At 50.9% G+C, this 15,886-nt stretch carries 14 protein-coding genes; 11 read left to right on the forward strand and 3 right to left on the reverse strand.

Annotated features, from left to right (window positions below):
- Positions 1 to 281: 281 nt before the first annotated feature.
- The 7 genes from P1P89_07950 (at position 282) to xth (ending at position 8,148) form a co-directional block, all read left to right on the forward strand.
- Complete coding sequence (locus P1P89_07950; GenBank protein MDF1591429.1) at positions 282 to 473, forward strand: hypothetical protein; 192 nt, start codon at positions 282 to 284, stop codon at positions 471 to 473.
- Between the two features lie 30 nt (positions 474 to 503).
- Complete coding sequence (locus P1P89_07955) at positions 504 to 1,778, forward strand: diaminopimelate decarboxylase (protein ID MDF1591430.1); 1,275 nt, start codon at positions 504 to 506, stop codon at positions 1,776 to 1,778.
- Positions 1,779 to 1,812: 34 nt separating this feature from the next.
- The gene (locus P1P89_07960; protein ID MDF1591431.1) at positions 1,813 to 3,441 is read left to right on the forward strand and encodes an HAD-IA family hydrolase; all 1,629 of its coding nucleotides are present in this window, start codon (positions 1,813 to 1,815) and stop codon (positions 3,439 to 3,441) included.
- 454 nt (positions 3,442 to 3,895) lie between these two features.
- Complete coding sequence (locus P1P89_07965; protein ID MDF1591432.1) at positions 3,896 to 5,056, forward strand: M20/M25/M40 family metallo-hydrolase; 1,161 nt, start codon at positions 3,896 to 3,898, stop codon at positions 5,054 to 5,056.
- The gene (locus P1P89_07970; protein MDF1591433.1) at positions 5,046 to 6,020 is read left to right on the forward strand and encodes a glucosyl-3-phosphoglycerate synthase; all 975 of its coding nucleotides are present in this window, start codon (positions 5,046 to 5,048) and stop codon (positions 6,018 to 6,020) included. Before P1P89_07965 ends, P1P89_07970 begins: the two co-directional genes overlap by 11 nt.
- A gap of 81 nt (positions 6,021 to 6,101) precedes the next feature.
- A complete protein-coding gene (gene moaA / locus P1P89_07975; protein MDF1591434.1) occupies positions 6,102 to 7,094 on the forward strand; it encodes a GTP 3',8-cyclase MoaA in 993 nt (330 codons plus the stop codon).
- A gap of 271 nt (positions 7,095 to 7,365) precedes the next feature.
- Positions 7,366 to 8,148: an exodeoxyribonuclease III gene (gene xth / locus P1P89_07980; GenBank protein MDF1591435.1), complete on the forward strand. Its 783-nt coding sequence runs from the start codon at positions 7,366 to 7,368 to the stop codon at positions 8,146 to 8,148.
- A gap of 1 nt (position 8,149) precedes the next feature.
- Here the strand turns inward: xth and serC are convergent, their stop codons facing one another.
- Positions 8,150 to 9,238, reverse strand: a complete 1,089-nt coding sequence (gene serC / locus P1P89_07985; GenBank protein MDF1591436.1) for a 3-phosphoserine/phosphohydroxythreonine transaminase — start codon at positions 9,236 to 9,238, stop codon at positions 8,150 to 8,152.
- A 252-nt stretch (positions 9,239 to 9,490) separates the two neighbouring features.
- Between serC and hisD the strand changes: the two genes are divergently transcribed.
- The 3 genes from hisD to P1P89_08000 all read left to right on the forward strand — a co-directional run bounded on the left by hisD (position 9,491) and on the right by P1P89_08000 (position 12,677).
- The gene (gene hisD, locus P1P89_07990) at positions 9,491 to 10,786 is read left to right on the forward strand and encodes a histidinol dehydrogenase (GenBank protein ID MDF1591437.1); all 1,296 of its coding nucleotides are present in this window, start codon (positions 9,491 to 9,493) and stop codon (positions 10,784 to 10,786) included.
- Between the two features lie 110 nt (positions 10,787 to 10,896).
- Positions 10,897 to 11,958, forward strand: coding sequence for an NAD(P)-dependent oxidoreductase (locus P1P89_07995; GenBank protein MDF1591438.1), 1,062 nt, complete (start codon positions 10,897 to 10,899; stop codon positions 11,956 to 11,958).
- A 224-nt stretch (positions 11,959 to 12,182) separates the two neighbouring features.
- The gene (locus tag P1P89_08000) at positions 12,183 to 12,677 is read left to right on the forward strand and encodes a response regulator (protein MDF1591439.1); all 495 of its coding nucleotides are present in this window, start codon (positions 12,183 to 12,185) and stop codon (positions 12,675 to 12,677) included.
- A gap of 299 nt (positions 12,678 to 12,976) precedes the next feature.
- Here the strand turns inward: P1P89_08000 and P1P89_08005 are convergent, their stop codons facing one another.
- Together P1P89_08005 and P1P89_08010 are read right to left on the reverse strand one after the other, a co-directional pair.
- Positions 12,977 to 14,167: a VWA domain-containing protein gene (locus P1P89_08005; GenBank protein ID MDF1591440.1), complete on the reverse strand. Its 1,191-nt coding sequence runs from the start codon at positions 14,165 to 14,167 to the stop codon at positions 12,977 to 12,979.
- Entirely contained in the window at positions 14,142 to 15,038 is an 897-nt protein-coding gene (locus P1P89_08010; protein MDF1591441.1) for a MoxR family ATPase, read from the reverse strand. Before P1P89_08010 ends, P1P89_08005 begins: the two co-directional genes overlap by 26 nt.
- A 462-nt stretch (positions 15,039 to 15,500) precedes the next feature.
- Here P1P89_08010 and P1P89_08015 point away from each other — a divergent pair, with 462 nt between their 5' ends.
- Positions 15,501 to 15,725 (forward strand): hypothetical protein, encoded by a 225-nt coding sequence (locus tag P1P89_08015; GenBank protein MDF1591442.1) that lies wholly within the window; start codon positions 15,501 to 15,503, stop codon positions 15,723 to 15,725.
- The last annotated feature ends 161 nt before the right edge of the window (positions 15,726 to 15,886 follow it).

Raw genomic sequence — 15,886 nt, forward strand, 5'->3', positions numbered from 1 at the left:
GCCTGTGTCGCGCCAAATGATTATTGGAGGTAACCCTCTACATATAGTGGGCGGTTGAGTTAACTGCATACCCAGTTTTTGAATAAAGTACACATTTTAGTCGGGAAATACAAGGGGGCTGCCGGTCAACCGCCCGATTATAAAATATTGACACTCAAGGACTTTGTATATACATGATAAAAATTCGCATTAAAACGATCCCAAAACCGCTCCGGAACTCATTGCAACAAAGGGGAGAAAAATCATGACGCTGGAAGAGGCCATCAAAACAGCCATTTCATATGAAACCAAAATTCAAAAACTTTTTTTACGAACAGATGGTTGCTGAGATGCAGGCGGAAGGTCGAAAGATGTTCGCTCGATTTCTGGAAATCGAAGCCGGGCACATTGCGATCGTCCAGGCTGAGCTGGACTATATCAGCCATACAGGCTACTGGTTTGATTTTAAAGAGTTTGATATGGAAGAGCTTTAAGGAATACTTTAGTTAAGGAGAAGATACGCTATGCCCATGACGGATCAGTTCAAGGACCGCCTTTTTCCTGTTTTAGCGGCGGTCAGCGCCCATTTCGGAACCCCTTTTCATATTTATGATGAGGCCGGTATCCGCGCCACTGCCGAGTCGCTTACAAAGGCCTTTTCCGGGATAAAAGGGTTTCGGGAGTTCTTTGCCGTAAAGGCTCTCCCGAATCCGAGTATCTTAAAGATTATGGAAAACATGGGGTTCGGGTTCGACTGCAGTTCGATTCCGGAAATCCTGCTGAGCCGAAAAGTCGGGGGATATGGCGAAGACATCATGTTGACGTCCAACAATACCAGCAGGGAAGAATTCAGGGTTGCAGCCGCAGATGGCGGATGCATTCTGAACCTGGACGATGTATCGCTGATTCCCAAGGTGCCGGAAATGCCCGAGCTCATCTGTTTTCGATACAATCCGGGTCCCCTACGAACCGGAAATTCGATTATCGGCAATCCGGTTGAGGCCAAGTACGGCGTCAGCCATGAACAGATCCTGGCTGCCTACCGGGATGCCCGGGCCCTGGGGGCAAAACGGTTCGGTCTTCACACCATGCTGGCCTCAAATGAACTCAATTATGTTTATATGGTGCAGACCGCTGAAATGATTTTGGAACTGGCCGGGTGGATCGGAAACGAACTCGGCATCCGTTTTGAGTTTTTAAATATCGGCGGCGGTTTCGGCATCCCTTACAAACCAATGGATGCACCGCTCAATATAGATGTTATGGCAAAGGAGATTACGCAGAGGTTCCATCGATTCGGTGAGCAGAACGGTTATATGCCGAAGCTGTTTATTGAAAGCGGCCGCTATATGACCGGACCCCACGGGGTGCTGGTGACCAAAGCGATCAATCACAAAAACATATACCGGAAATATATCGGGGTTGATGCCTGCATGTCGGCCCTGATGCGACCCGGCATGTACGGCGCGTATCACCACATCAGTGTCCTGGGGAAGGAAGATAGCGCCAAACGAGTGACCGTGGATGTGGTGGGGTCGCTCTGTGAGAACAACGATAAGTTTGCGATCCAGCGGGATCTGCCGGAAATAACCGAGGGCGACATCCTCATTATCCATGACACCGGCGCACACGGGCATGCCATGGGGTTTAATTACAACGGCAAACTGAGGCCCCAGGAGCTTTTACTGCGGGTCGACGGTCGGGTGGAGTTGATTCGCCGGGCAGAAACCGTTGACGATTATTTCAGCACCTTTAATTTTGATGAAAAGATTTTCACACCGGCAGCCGGTTCGCGATAGCGTGAAATCGTCGACAACCAGATAGAGATCTTTCATGATACCCCATAAGCCTTTCCATGTTAAGGCTGTTCTGTTCGACTTTGACGGCACGCTGACCGAGCCGGGGGCCCTGAATTTCACCAGGATCAAAAAGGCCATCGGCTGCCCCGCCGACAAACCCATCCTGGAATATATCGAGACCCTGAAGGATCCCCATCACCGCCGGGAAGCAATGGATAAACTGGTCCGGTTTGAAATCGAAGGGGCTGAGAAATCCGTTCCCAATTCCGGTGCGGAAGAAACAATTTCCTATTTGCGATCCAAGGGCCTTCGGGTCGGCATTATCAGCCGCAATGGCCGCGAATCCATCCTGCGGGCGCTGCAGAATTTCAGCCATCTGAACGCTGCCGACTTTAGTCTGATCATATCCCGGGACGATCCGGTCCGACCGAAACCCAACCCGGACGGCATCCTGCTGGCTGCTAAGACTTTTGGGATAAATACCGCCGAGTTGTTAATGGTGGGAGATTATGTCTTTGATATTCAGGCCGGGCTTCAGGCCGGCGCTGTCACGGTACTGCTGGATAATCGAACCGAACCGGATCCCGCCATGCCGCCCAGCGATTATAAGATTTCACGCCTGGCCGATTTGAAAAAAATCATCCGCCCGGGACTGCCGCTGTCGATCGGCAAATTGCCCAATGAACTCCTGGGTGAATTTCTGGGCAAGGTCGCTTCCCGGGATCCTGCGATTCTGATCCATCCGGGAATCGGTGAAGATACGACTGCCGTGGATGTGCAAAAGGAGGAAGTGGTTGTTCTCAAGTCAGATCCCATCACGTTTGTTACGGATTCCATCGGGCGATTCGCCGTTCTGATAAATGCCAATGATATTGCTACATCCGGGGCCCGGCCGCGCTGGTTTCTGACGTCGCTGCTGTTTCCCTGCGGGACGACCGCTTCGCAAATCTGGCAGGTCATGCATGAACTCAAAACCGTCTGTCAACAGTGGGGGATCCTCTTGTGCGGCGGCCATACCGAGGTTACCGATGCGGTTTTGCGGCCGGTGGTGACGGGGATGCTGGCGGGAACGGTTTTGCGAAAAGATTTGATTGATAAACGCAACATTCAAACCGGAGATGTGGTGTTACTCAGCAAGGCCGTTGCCGTGGAAGGAACCGCCATCATTGCCGCCGAGTTCGGCGATAAACTCAAACGGCAGGGGCTGACGGACAAGGAAATCGACGCCTGTAAAGGCTTCCTGGAGAGCCTCAGCGTCTTGGAAGAAGCACGACTGGCCGGGGGCAGCAAAGGGGTGGTCGCCATGCATGACGTTACCGAAGGGGGGCTGGCCACGGCGTTGGATGAATTGAGCATTGCCGGCGGTCATGAAATCCGCGTCGAGATGGACAAAATCCCTGTTTTCACCGAAACCCATAAGCTTTGCAAATTGCTCAAGCTGGATCCCCTGGGTCTGATCGGATCCGGCAGTCTGCTGATCTGTTGTCGCAAAAACGCACTGGAGACCCTATTGGCGCGTATCCGGAGGGCCGGAATACGGATAACCCCCATCGGCGAGATATTGGAGAAAGGCCAAGGTGTGAAAGCCTTTCGACAGGGTCTTCCGGTTGAATGGCCCGCCTTTGAGGTGGATGAAATCACCCGCCTTTTCCGTCCTTTATGATAACCGCAAAATCCAGCAGGGCATCGTCAACGTCAGCCTAAACTGATTCAGATGGAAACGATTTGCTTTCCCGGTTAAGGCACTCAACTTCCAAATCACAATACTCAATTTTCAAGCAATATCAAAATTCCAAATTCCAATGAAGATGGTCTCGTAAAAAGTATTCCAATTGTCATGCCGGACTTGATCCGGCATCCAGAACCGTCTGAAATTCCTGGATTCCCGCCTTCGCGGGAATGACGAAAGAGGCGCATTTTCGACTTTTTACAAAATCATCAATGAACAAACTTATTTATTTCAAAATGTTGTCTGGTTAAGTGAAGTGACCTTGTTAAATCAAGAGATGAGATTGACCTTGCCGCAGGTATCGTGTATAAAAAAACTATCAGCAATTAATACAGATTTTTGATAATTTTGTAACACTTGCTCACAAATCAGATTCGAGGGTGCGGGAATGGACAGCCATTTAGAAAAATTACCATCCATGGTTGATGCCATCAGGGCCATCAAGGAGATTATTATCACCAATATCGTTCTGATCGGCCAGATTCCCTCTCCGACATTCAAGGAAGAAAAGCGCACCCGGATTTTTATGGAACGCCTGGCAGAAGCACAGGTTGATGAATGCACGACCGATGCATATGGCAACCCCATCGGAATTGTCAAAGGGACTTCCGAAGCCAACCCGCCGATTTTTGTGGTGGCGCACCTGGATACTTTCTTTGGTGAGGATGTCGACCACAACTTCACCGTCAAAAAAAAGACCATTTCAGGGCCGGGGATACTGGACAATTCCGCCGGCGTCGGGGTGTTGGCGTCCTTGCCGGAAATTATGCGCACATTGGGCATTGGCTTTAAATCGGATATCGTCCTGGTCGGCGATATTCAATCCATCGGCAAGGGGAATCTTCGCGGCATCCGCAACCTCTTAAAAACCTGGCCGACGCCCATCCGGGGGGCTGTCTGCATCGAGGGGGGGGAACTCGGACGGCTTAATTACTACTCGGACGGAATGCGGCGATGTGAAATCACCTGCAGCATACCATCGACATTCAGATGGACACACAAATTCAGGCCCAACGCGATCCTGATATTACATGAAGTCATCAATCAAATTTTAAAAATGCGCCTGCCGCAAAAACCGCGCGCACGGGTCATCATCGGCAAAATCGCCGGCGGCGTTGATTATGGGGAGATCGCCCAGGACGCCATCCTGGGATTTGAAATCCAAAGTGATACCGATAAAATGGTCAAAGCCATTTATCGGGATATCAAGGACATTAAGAACGGCATCAGTCACGAACACGAGGTCGAGCTGCAGCTGCGAACCGTCAGCAGCCTGAATGCCGCCCGACTCAGGTTCAACCACCCGCTGGTGAAAAGCGCCGCCGAAGTCCTCAAAAAACTGGAGTTAAAGCCGGTCAGCGTTTCCAGCGAAACAGAGCTTTCCATTTTTCTCTTTCACAAGATACCGGCCGTCACCATCGGCATTACCAAGGGGGAAAATTACCATCTGGAAAACGCCGTCATCAAGATCGCGCCCATCTATAAAGGGATTGCTCAGTTGATCGGCATACTGATGGCGATTGACAGCGGGGTATGCGATGAACAATAGCTGGCTCAATAAAAACACGTTCCACTACGCCGAGTTCCGCGATCTGGAGCGGCTGGTGACGGAAAAACAAAAAAAGAAAATTACAATTTCGCTATGCCTGCCGACCTTGAATGAAGAGAAAACAATCGCAAAGGAAATCGTGATCATGAAGTCGGAGTTGATGACGCGATATCCTTTGCTGGACGAAATTGTTGTGGTGGACTCCGGATCAACCGACCGGACCCGTAAGATTGCCAGGGAATATGGCGCCGATGTTTACGAGGCCGCAAATATCCTGCCGCAGCAGGGTCATTTTAGAGGTAAGGGCGAGAACCTGTGGAAGGCGCTTTACGTTACCCGGGGCGACATTATCGTCTACCTGGATGCCGATATTAAAAATATTCATCATCGGTTTGTCTATGCGCTGGTGGCCCCGCTGCTTCTTTACGACGGGATTAAATTTTGCAAGGCGTTTTATGACCGGCCCATCGCCACCGGGGAAAAAAAGATGCGCCAGACCGGCGGCGGCCGGGTAACCGAGCTGGTCATCCGGCCGCTCTTTTCGCTGTTTTTTCCGGAATTGACTCAAATCATTCAGCCGCTCTCGGGTGAGTATGCCTGTTTCCGGGATGTGCTGGAAAAAATTCCATTCCCCATCGGATATGGTATAGAAACCAGTATGATACTGGATATCTATGAACGCTGGGGGCTGGATGTCATGGCCCAGGTAGATCTTGAAAAGCGAGTCCACAGAAATCAGGGCATAAAGGCGTTGGGAAAAATGGCTTTTGTCATTCTGAATACATTTGCGCGGCGTATCGAAAAGCAGGGATTTATCAAAATAAACAAATCAACCTATTCCGAAATGATTCAATATAACCTTGTCAAGTCGCAGTACCAGGCGGATATTTTTAAAATTGAGGGGGTTGAGCGGCCGCCCATGATCGAAATCCCGGAATATCGCGAAAAATTCAATATCCATTAACGCCGGCGATTGTTTTTAGTGCGGTGTGCATTAGTTTATGCTAAGTCAAGGTAAATTTGCTGCTGGAAAGGAGCGGTCTCATTGCTGAATCAGAAACTCATCGACCCATACAACCGGGTCCTGAATTATCTGCGGGTATCCATCACCGATCATTGTAACCTCCGGTGTATGTATTGTGTCCCGCAGGAGGATATTCCCTGGCTGTCCCATGACCAGGTTTTAAGATATGAAGAGATCCTGCGCCTGATAAAAATCGGGGCAGGCATGGGCATCGCAAAGGTTCGCATCACCGGGGGCGAGCCGCTTGTCCGCAAAGGTGTTTACGATTTTCTAACAGATCTGAAAAAAATCAACGGCCTTTCCGATATATCCCTGACAACCAATGGCGTTCTGCTGGCTGAAAATATTGTTCGAATCCAGGCTGCCGGCATCCGAAGAATCAACGTCAGCCTGGACACCTTAAACCGTCAGAAATATAAGGAAATAACCGGGCATGATCAGTATGAAAAGGTCTGGCGGGGTATACTCTCCGCCCATGAGATGGACCTGGGACCGATTAAGATCAATGTCGTGGCACTTAAAGGCATCAATGATGATGAACTGGTCGATTTCGCCAGATTGAGCTTTTTATACCCCTTTCATATCCGGTTTATCGAACACATGCCCATCGGCACTTCCGGCGCAAAGATCGGGCAGCACCTGCTGGCGCCGGAGATAAAAGCCCGCCTCGGTTCCTTGGGTCAGTTGATCCCCATCGAAAAAGGGACACTTGACGGCCCGGCCGAACGGTTCAAATTAAGGGATGCCGTTGGAGAAGTCGGTTTTATACGCCCCCTGAGCAGGCACTTTTGCGCCCACTGCAACCGCTTAAGACTCACTGCCAGCGGCCAGTTGAGAACCTGCCTTTTATCGGACAACCAGGTAGACCTGAAGGGACCGCTGCGCAGGGGCTGTTCGGACAACGAACTGGCTGAAATTGTATTGAATGCCGTCCGGCACAAACCTTCCGAGCACCACCTGTCCGACGATTGCCCCGGAAACGTTAACAGCCATATGTCGGCCATCGGGGGCTGAGGCACAGTGGCGGAAGGAATTTTCAACCGCTTTGACCTTCTAAGGGTTTTTGCCCGGGCTTTATTCAAAGAGAGAATACCCGGCTCTTTGAGGCTGTGTCACAATAAAAAAGCCGAGTTCCAAGATTTTTCGTCATTCCGGGCCTGACCCGGAATCCAGAACATTTTCAAGTCCATCTGCTTTTGGATGCCGGATCGAGTCCGGCATGACGTGAAGAAAACAAATCAATATTACAATTACGACACAGCTGAAATTACGAGAGGCGACAATAGTGAGGCTTGCCAGTTTTAACGCCAACGGAATCCGGGCCCGATTGCCGGTGATCCTTTCCTGGCTCCAAAAAGAAGCGCCGGATGTCCTTTGCCTGCAGGAGACCAAGGTGCAGGATCCAGATTTTCCGGCCGGGCCATTCAAGGAAAAAGGGTACCATTGCACCTATCGGGGGGAGAAAAGTTATAACGGTGTGGCGGTCCTGTCGAAAATTGCACCGCAAGAGGTTCGCTTCGGCTTTGACGACAGCCTTGAATTCGAAGGGACGCGGCTTGTTTCAGTCAAGATTGAAGGTCTCCATATCGTCAACGCATATGTCCCCCAGGGGCAGGCGCCGGATTCGGAAAAATTTCGCTATAAACTGGACTGGCTCAAGCGTCTGGATCAATATTTCAGGACCCGTTTCAGCGCTGCATTGCCGGTTATCTGGACCGGAGATTTCAATGTTGCGCCGGAGCCCATGGATGTCTATGATCCGGAGGGTTTGACGGGGAGCATCGGTTATCACCCGGCGGAACACCAGGCACTTTCTATACTGAAAAAATGGGGCTTTGTTGATATATTTCGAAAACACAACCCGGAAGGCAAGGCGTTTACATTCTGGGACTATCGGATTCCCAATGCGGTCAAGCGGGGTTTGGGCTGGCGTATCGATCATATCTGGGCCACCCCGAGTCTGGCTGAAAAATCCCTGTCGGCCTGGATCGACAAAGACGCCCGCCTGATGGAGCGGCCTTCGGACCATACGTTTATCGTGGCGGAATTTGATTTGTCTGTGGCGTAAATTATCCGTGTTTCTGCTCGAATGCCTTCATAAAATCGGACAGTGCTTCAACCGCGTTTAAACTCACGGCGTTGTAGAGCGATGCCCGGCAACCCCCCACCGAGCGATGCCCCTTGAGGCCATCCAGATCGTTTTGCGTTGCTTCCATTACAAATATTTTTTCGAGCGCTTCGCCGGGAAGGCGGAAGGTTACGTTCATCAGAGAGCGACTGGCGGGTTCGGCCGTACCCCGGTAAAAGTCACCGCTGTCGAAAATGTCATAGAGGACTTTGGCCTTTTTTCGGTTCAGCGCTTCCATCTTGGCAAGTCCGCCGATGGTCTCTTCCAGCCATTTCAATACGAGCTGCACCGTATATACCGCGAAACAGGGCGGGGTGTTATACATGGAGTTGGTTGAAACAAAGGATTTATAAGACAGCATCGCCGGCATTTTATCGGGGATCCCGGCGAGCATATCGTCCCGGATGATGACCATAGTGACACCGGCCGGGCCTATATTTTTCTGGGCGCCGGCGTAGATCAGTCCGAACGGTGCGGCCTTAAACGGTCGGCTCATCATATCCGACGACATGTCCGCGATGATCGGCACCCCGCCGGTATCCGGAAAGGTTTGCCACTGGGTGCCTTTAATGGTGTTGTTGGACGTGATATGGACATAAGCCGCGTCTTTATTCACGGTAACCGTTGAGGGTATATAAGAAAAGTTTTTATCCTCGGACGATGCAATCACTTTAACGGCTTTCCCCAGAACTGCAGCTTCTTTGATGGCTTTGGTCGACCATGTGCCGGTATTGATATAATCGGCTGATTTTCCATCCGGGAGAAAGTTCATGGGCACCATGTTAAACTGCAGGCTGGCGCCTCCCTGGAGAAAAACAACATGGAAGTCTTTACCCAGATTGAGCAGCCGCCGGGTTCGGGCAACGGCATCGTTGACGATATCGTCAAACCATTTGGATCGATGACTGATTTCGGTAATGGACATGCCCGATCCGGCATAATTTAATAATGAAGCCTGAATTTCTTCGAGAACAGGCAGGGGCAATGCCGCCGGTCCCGGGTTAAAATTATAGATCCTGTTTTTTTTCATCTCGTCACTCCCGATTTAAATTCGTTGGTACCAAAAAATTGAACTATTTCCTAAAGCAGATCGATCTGGATAAGTCAATCAGTATTTAGATGCGGCAACGGACGACAACATGCGCTTGTTGTTGACAATCCGCCCTGTTTTGTCTAAATCCTGTTTGTCGGGTTCATGTTTGATAATTTTCGGATCTGTTTCTTAAACCTGACCAGATTTATTGCGCTGAGGCAACCATTGATGAAACCGAAAACGACTCTCATGAAAACGTATCATTATCCGTCCAAGGCAGCGGAGTTGCGGTTGGCTGCAATCGTGAACCGGGGCCTGGGGTTTAAGAAAAAGGATCTGGCGGCCGTCACCCGCATCATTGCGGATGTTGAAAAGAATGGCGATAAGGCCCTGATAAAATACGCGAATCGATTTGATTCACCCAAGCTGGACATCCGATCGCTTCAGGTTACGCCGGCGGAATTTAAACAAGCTGCCAAAAAAGTGGGCAAACCTTTTATGCGGGCTTTGAATCGGGCGTTTGCCCAGATTGAGGCTTTTCATCAAAAGCAACTGACCCGATCATGGCTGGACACCTCCAATGCGGGAAAGCTGCTGGGACAGCTGGTCAATCCGGTGGACTCGGCCGGGGTTTACGTCCCCGGAGGTACCGGCGGCAAAACGCCCCTGGTATCCTCTGTGTTGATGGGGGCGATTCCAGCCAAAATCGCAGGGGTAAGAAAGATTTCACTGGTGACGCCTCCCGATAAGGATGGTGCGGTGAATCCGCATATCCTGGCTGCGGCCAAAAAGGTCGGGGTTGACGCCGTGTATAAAATCGGCAGTGCCTGGGCCATTGCCGCCCTGGCATACGGCACCGAAACCGTACCGCAATGCAATGTCATCGTCGGACCCGGCAATATTTATGTAACCCTCGCCAAAAAAATACTGGCGGGAACCGTGGGGATCGATATCATCGCCGGCCCCAGCGAAATTCTGATCATTGCAGACAGCACGGCAACGCCGGCGTTCATTGCCGCGGACCTGTTGTCCCAGGCCGAACATGACCGTTTTGCTTCGGCCGTGATGGTGACGACTTCCGTAAAACTGGCCCAAGCGGTCGCCGATGCTGTCGACAGCCAGCTCCGGAATTTAGCCCGTAAAGACATTGCCGCAAAATCCCTTGAAACATACGGCGCCATCATGATCGTGCCGGATATCGAGACGGCCTTTGAATTTGCGAACCGGATCGCACCGGAGCATTTGGAGCTTCATATTCAGCATCCCCTGGAGCAGATCGGCCGGATTCAAAATGCCGGGGCTGTTTTTATCGGCGATTATACACCGGAGCCTGTGGGCGACTACATTGCAGGCCCCAATCACGTTCTGCCCACGGCTGGAACCGCCCGGTTCGCTTCGGCCCTGTCGGTTGACAATTTCATCAAAAAGACCAGCCTGATATACTATTCCAAAGAGGCATTCAGGAAAGAGGCCGTGGATATCATGCGTCTGGCCGAGACGGAAGGGCTGGATGCCCACGCCAATTCCGTAAAGGTGCGGTTGTAGGCGGCACTGAAGGATATGTTTTTTGAAATTTCAGCTCGAAATGGTTCTTCATACTTAGCGCAGATGAAAATGTAGATTTTGCACCTATCCCGTTTGAGAGGGGGCCAAACATGCTGAAACCCAAGGTCTTTATTTTCTCTCCGGCTGATCCCACCGGCGAAACCTACCGCCAGATGGCGTCCGACGGTTGCGATGTTGTTTTAGGGGATGCGTCCTGGCATACACCCATGGGGAACAACGAGGAAGATATGTGCGAGATGGCAAAGGGGGCCGACGCCCTTTCCGGCACGTCCATCCGCAGCAGTCCCATCACAGCCCGGATCATGGCCAGTGCGCCCGAACTTCGCATCATCGCAAAGACGACGATCGGGGTGGATGACGTTGATTTGACGGCCGCAACCGAACGGGGTGTCCTGGTGACCCACTGCCCGGCGGAGGCCAACTGGAGCGGCGTTGCCGAAGGCACTCTGGCGATCATCCTGACGCTGCTGAAAAAACCGCGTGAAAGGGATGAGGCCGTCAAGCGGGGTGAGTGGCGCGATCCGGCGCTCCAGGGGCGATATATCGGAAGGCGGCAGGACGGTTACGCCGGTTTGACGGTGGGCATCATCGGGTTGGGAAGAATTGGTTGCCGTCTGGCCGAACTGCTGGGGCCTTGGCGGGTTCGGATCCTGGCCTGTGATCCCTATGTGGACCTTTCGCGCTTTGTTCTCTGTAACGCCGAACGGGTCGATCTCGATACCCTGCTGCGGGAATCCGATATTGTCAGCCTGCATGTCACCCTGACCGAGGAGACCCGTATGATGATCGGGTCGAGGGAGCTGGGGCTGATGAAACCGGATGCGATCCTGGTGAACACCGCGCGGGGGCAGGTAATCGATGAGGACGCCATGATAAGGGCCCTGCAAAACGGCAAACTGGCGGCAGCCGGGCTGGATGTATTCCAGAACGAGCCCCTGCCGCCGGATTCATTGCTGCGCGAGCTGGGACACAAGGTGCTGCTGTCGCTCCACATGGTGACTTCGAACCTGAACAGCGGACTGAAACCGGGGATCGAATGGGCAACCCGTTCGATGTTCAGCGCTTTAAGGGGCGAGGTTCCGGACAACGTTTTCAACAAGGAGGTTATTCCCAAGTGGCTGGAGCGTTTCGGAGGACGTAAAGTTCTTTAGGGAATCATGTGCGGCCAGGCGTGCGTAAGGCAATATCCGACCCTATGAGGGTTATCTTTGTTGGAATTTCATTCCCATATTGATATTCCAAATGTCAAATTTCAAACGGTTCGGCTGACTCACCGCCCTGAGCCAACTCGAAGGGCAAATTCAAATGACCAAAATTCGAAAATATAAACAACCATGTTTAACCAACTTGGGGGCGTCTGCAAAAGGGGGAGCACATGACGGATACCAGAATATTGGAGGGAAAAAAACTTCTGATCGTTGATGATGAACCGGACGTGCTGGACACTTTAAAAGAGTTGCTGGATACGTGCTTGATTGATACGGCAACCGATTTTAGATCAGCCCGAACGCTTCTTGACCAGAACGAGTATGACGCTGCCGTATTCGACATCATGGGGGTTAAGGGGTATGACCTGCTGGATATCGCCAATAAAAAAGGGATTCCATCCCTGATGCTGACTGCGCATGCACTGAGTCCGGACAATTTCGCCAAATCCATTTTGGCCGGCGCCAAGGCTTACCTACCCAAAGAAAAAATGACGGATATCGCTTTTTATCTGGCGGATTTTCTCCAGGCGCAGATGAACCCCAAAAAGCCCTTTAAATGGTTCTATCGCCTCAAGGATTTTTATGAATCGCAGTTTGGAAAGGACTGGCTCGAAAAATACAGGGAACTGAGGGATAAGTACGGGCCTTTTTACGATGATTAAATGAGGACTATCTGCCCCAAAAGAGAATTGAATCGCTGTCGGATTATCCCCGAAAAGGGCATGAAAAACTCGGGTCTAAGTGACCGTAAGGCCGAACAGGATCTTACAGTTGAGATTTTTTTCTGGGCAAATCGAGTGAGATGAGTGCTACGAGAGAAGGTGACACATCTGTTCGGCCTAACGTTCACTAAGCCCCTCAAACAGTTTCATACCCTTTTCGGGAACAATCCGCCAGCTTGCATGAGCGGCCTGGCCTTTGTTTCAAACCATTCCGTGATTAATTCGAGAACTTCGCAAAATCAGCGGGATATGATCCGGGCCATCAGATGCGCCGTCTTGTTGAGATTTTTCAGACTGTCGGCCGGCAGCAAGTAGTCGATATAGGGAAGGGCTGTTTTCATTCCCTGGCAAAGAGGCTGATAATCCGGGTCCCCGGCCAGGGGGTTTATCCAGATGATCCGGTTGGCCCTGCGTCGCAGGCGCTGCATTTCATGCTGCAGCAAATCCTTTTCCCCCAGGTCCCAGCCGTCGCTTAAAATAACCACCACGGTCCGCCGGCTTAAAAGCTGTCGGCCCTGATCCTGGTTAAACTGGTGCAGGGATTGGCCGATGCGGGTTCCCCCCGACCAATCCGGGACATGCCGGCAGATGGTATCCATCACCTGTTCGATACGCAACCTTCGGACAATAGCGGTGATGTTAACCAAAGCGGTGGAAAAAACAAATATTTCCGATTTAAGGCCGACCATTCTGAGGCTGGGGATAAGTGGCAGGACCATCCGGGCGTAACGGTCCATGGAGCCGCTGACATCGATGAGGAACACCACGCGTTTGAGTTTTTTTCTGCGCGTTTTATAATAAAGCGCCAGCGGCAGGCCGTCATATTTCAGGCTGCGCCGCATGACGCTGGGAAAGTCGATATCCGCCGTTTTACGTGTCTTTTTAAAACGGCGGGATGGGAAGGGCCTGAAAGGGTTGAGAATATTTTTTATGGCGCGTTCTGCAGAGGGAATGTCGGCTTTGTCGAAACAGGACGTGATTTTTTTTTCAACAGCCGGCAGTGGGCTGTATGAGGTTTCATGGTCGGCTCCGCTATGATCGGCGCTTGTATCTGCTGAGAGCTCTCCGACAACGGACTGAAGATCGGTTTCGCAGGCTGCCGGTTGATCCATGGGGGGGGCTTCAGGGAATCCGGTGATGGGGGTGGGGTCCGGCGCACCCATCGGCTCGTCCCAGAATGCGTGAAAGCAATCGGCAAACTGATGCCATTCCTCTCTATTTTTAGCCAGGTTCGAGCGCAGCGAAGAGAAGAAATCTTCCCGGATAAACGGATCAATTTCCAACAAGCTGCAAACGGCATCCCGGGTTGCGCTGGGCGACACTTTAAAACCGCGGCGGTTGAGAAAATCGGAAAACCGGATAATCTTTTCCGTCAACCCCCCCGGATTTTTTTCTTTGATGGGATCAAATGAATTCGGACCGCTGGTCATGGTCGGCCCATATCTCCTCTTTAAATTTTTGGATATCCTCGTGATATTTCAAGATACAACCCAGGGTCTCCAAAACAATCTCTTCGTCCAGATGGTCTTTGTGCATCGCCAAGAGCGCCCGGGCCCAGTCCAGTGTTTCCGAAATGCCGGGCTTTTTTAATAAATCGGCCGTTCGCATCTTCTGCATAAACCCGGTTATCTGTTCGGCGAAACGGCCTTCAATGCCGGGCAGGCGGGTTGTGATGATGCGGTATTCTTTTTCAAAGCCGGGGTATTCAATCCAATGGTACAGGCATCGCCTTTTGAGGGCATCATGGATGTCACGGGTTCGGTTCGATGTGATGACCACCAGGGGCTTTGTTTTTGCAGCCAGGGTGCCGACCTCGGGAATCGTTACCTGAAAATCAGAGAGGATTTCCAGTAAGAACGCTTCGAATTCTTCATCGGACCGGTCAAGCTCATCGATCAGTAGAATCGTCGTGTTGCCGGCCGGCCGTAAAATAGCCTCCAGCAGCGGACGTTTAATCAGAAATTTAGGGCTGTAAATGGCCTGTTCAATTTCTTCCCTGATCTTCTCGCCCTTTTCTTCCATTCTGATGTGCAGGAGCTGTTTGGGATAATTCCATTCATAAAGGGACGTACGGACATCAAGTCCTTCATAGCACTGCAACCGGATAAGCTCCGTCCCGAACATTTTTGCCAAAACAATCGCCACCTCAGTTTTGCCGACACCCGGTTCGCCTTCAAGGAAAACCGGCTTCTCCAGGCGGTCGGCCAAAAAAAGAACCGTTGCCAGGGAGCGTTCGGCAATATAGTGGACATCGGCAAGCCTGGACATGACATGGTCGATGGATGTGAAACGTGGGGCCAAAGGCGTCTCCTTAACGATGAGGTTATCATACGAATTGTCTGCTGAGACTGTGATTTCAATCAGAATAAAAATCAGCAGGCTGAAATGTCAACATAAAAAGCATGAATATGAATTATAGGCCGTTTTAACTTATGGCTTTTAATTGGCCCGATTGAATGCTAAGACCCTATATTCTGGTTGAAAATGGGTGAGAATCGAGCTGGTACAAAATTCAGGCGTGAAATTTTTTGTATGTTACTTATAGCGGTTGTCAAAAAAGCGTTCCGTTATCCCAACGTTTTTTTCTACAACCGCTTATACCGCCATTCATTGTTACGGACCTTTATTATGAAAAGCGGTATAGATCAAAGTGATTTTTTCCGATGACCAAATTTCTTGCGATATTTCTTTCTTTCTACACCGCAATGCATGCAGTGTTCTATTTTCGTGTGAGAACGCTTCTGCCTGGGCGCCGGTATATTCATGTTCTTTTTATTTTGTTTCTCTACCCACGGCGGTCAAATTTATCCTTTCAACTACCTGGTGTCCCTGCAATACCCGCTGCCGATGGGCATGGTGGCGCTTCAAGCAGAATCGTTTCTCTATACCAACCGGGGTTCCGGCACATGGGGCCCGCAAGTACGGTTGTTATCCCCGCCGGAAGTAACCGTCATAGAGCTGGTAAGGAAAAAGAGTCGTTCGGGTTAGTGCTAAGTGGAAAACAGATTGAGCGGTTGACAAAGATAAAACGCATCATGTAATTTAGGGCGGATATTTAAAACGGCTATTACATTTATTTTATAGCGGTTGTCAAAAAAACGCTCCGTTATTCCAACAGTTTATTCTACAACCGCTTATACCGCAATTCA

Source organism: Desulfobacterales bacterium (assembly GCA_029211065.1).
In the GTDB taxonomy this organism is placed as follows: Bacteria; Desulfobacterota; Desulfobacteria; order Desulfobacterales; family JARGFK01; genus JARGFK01.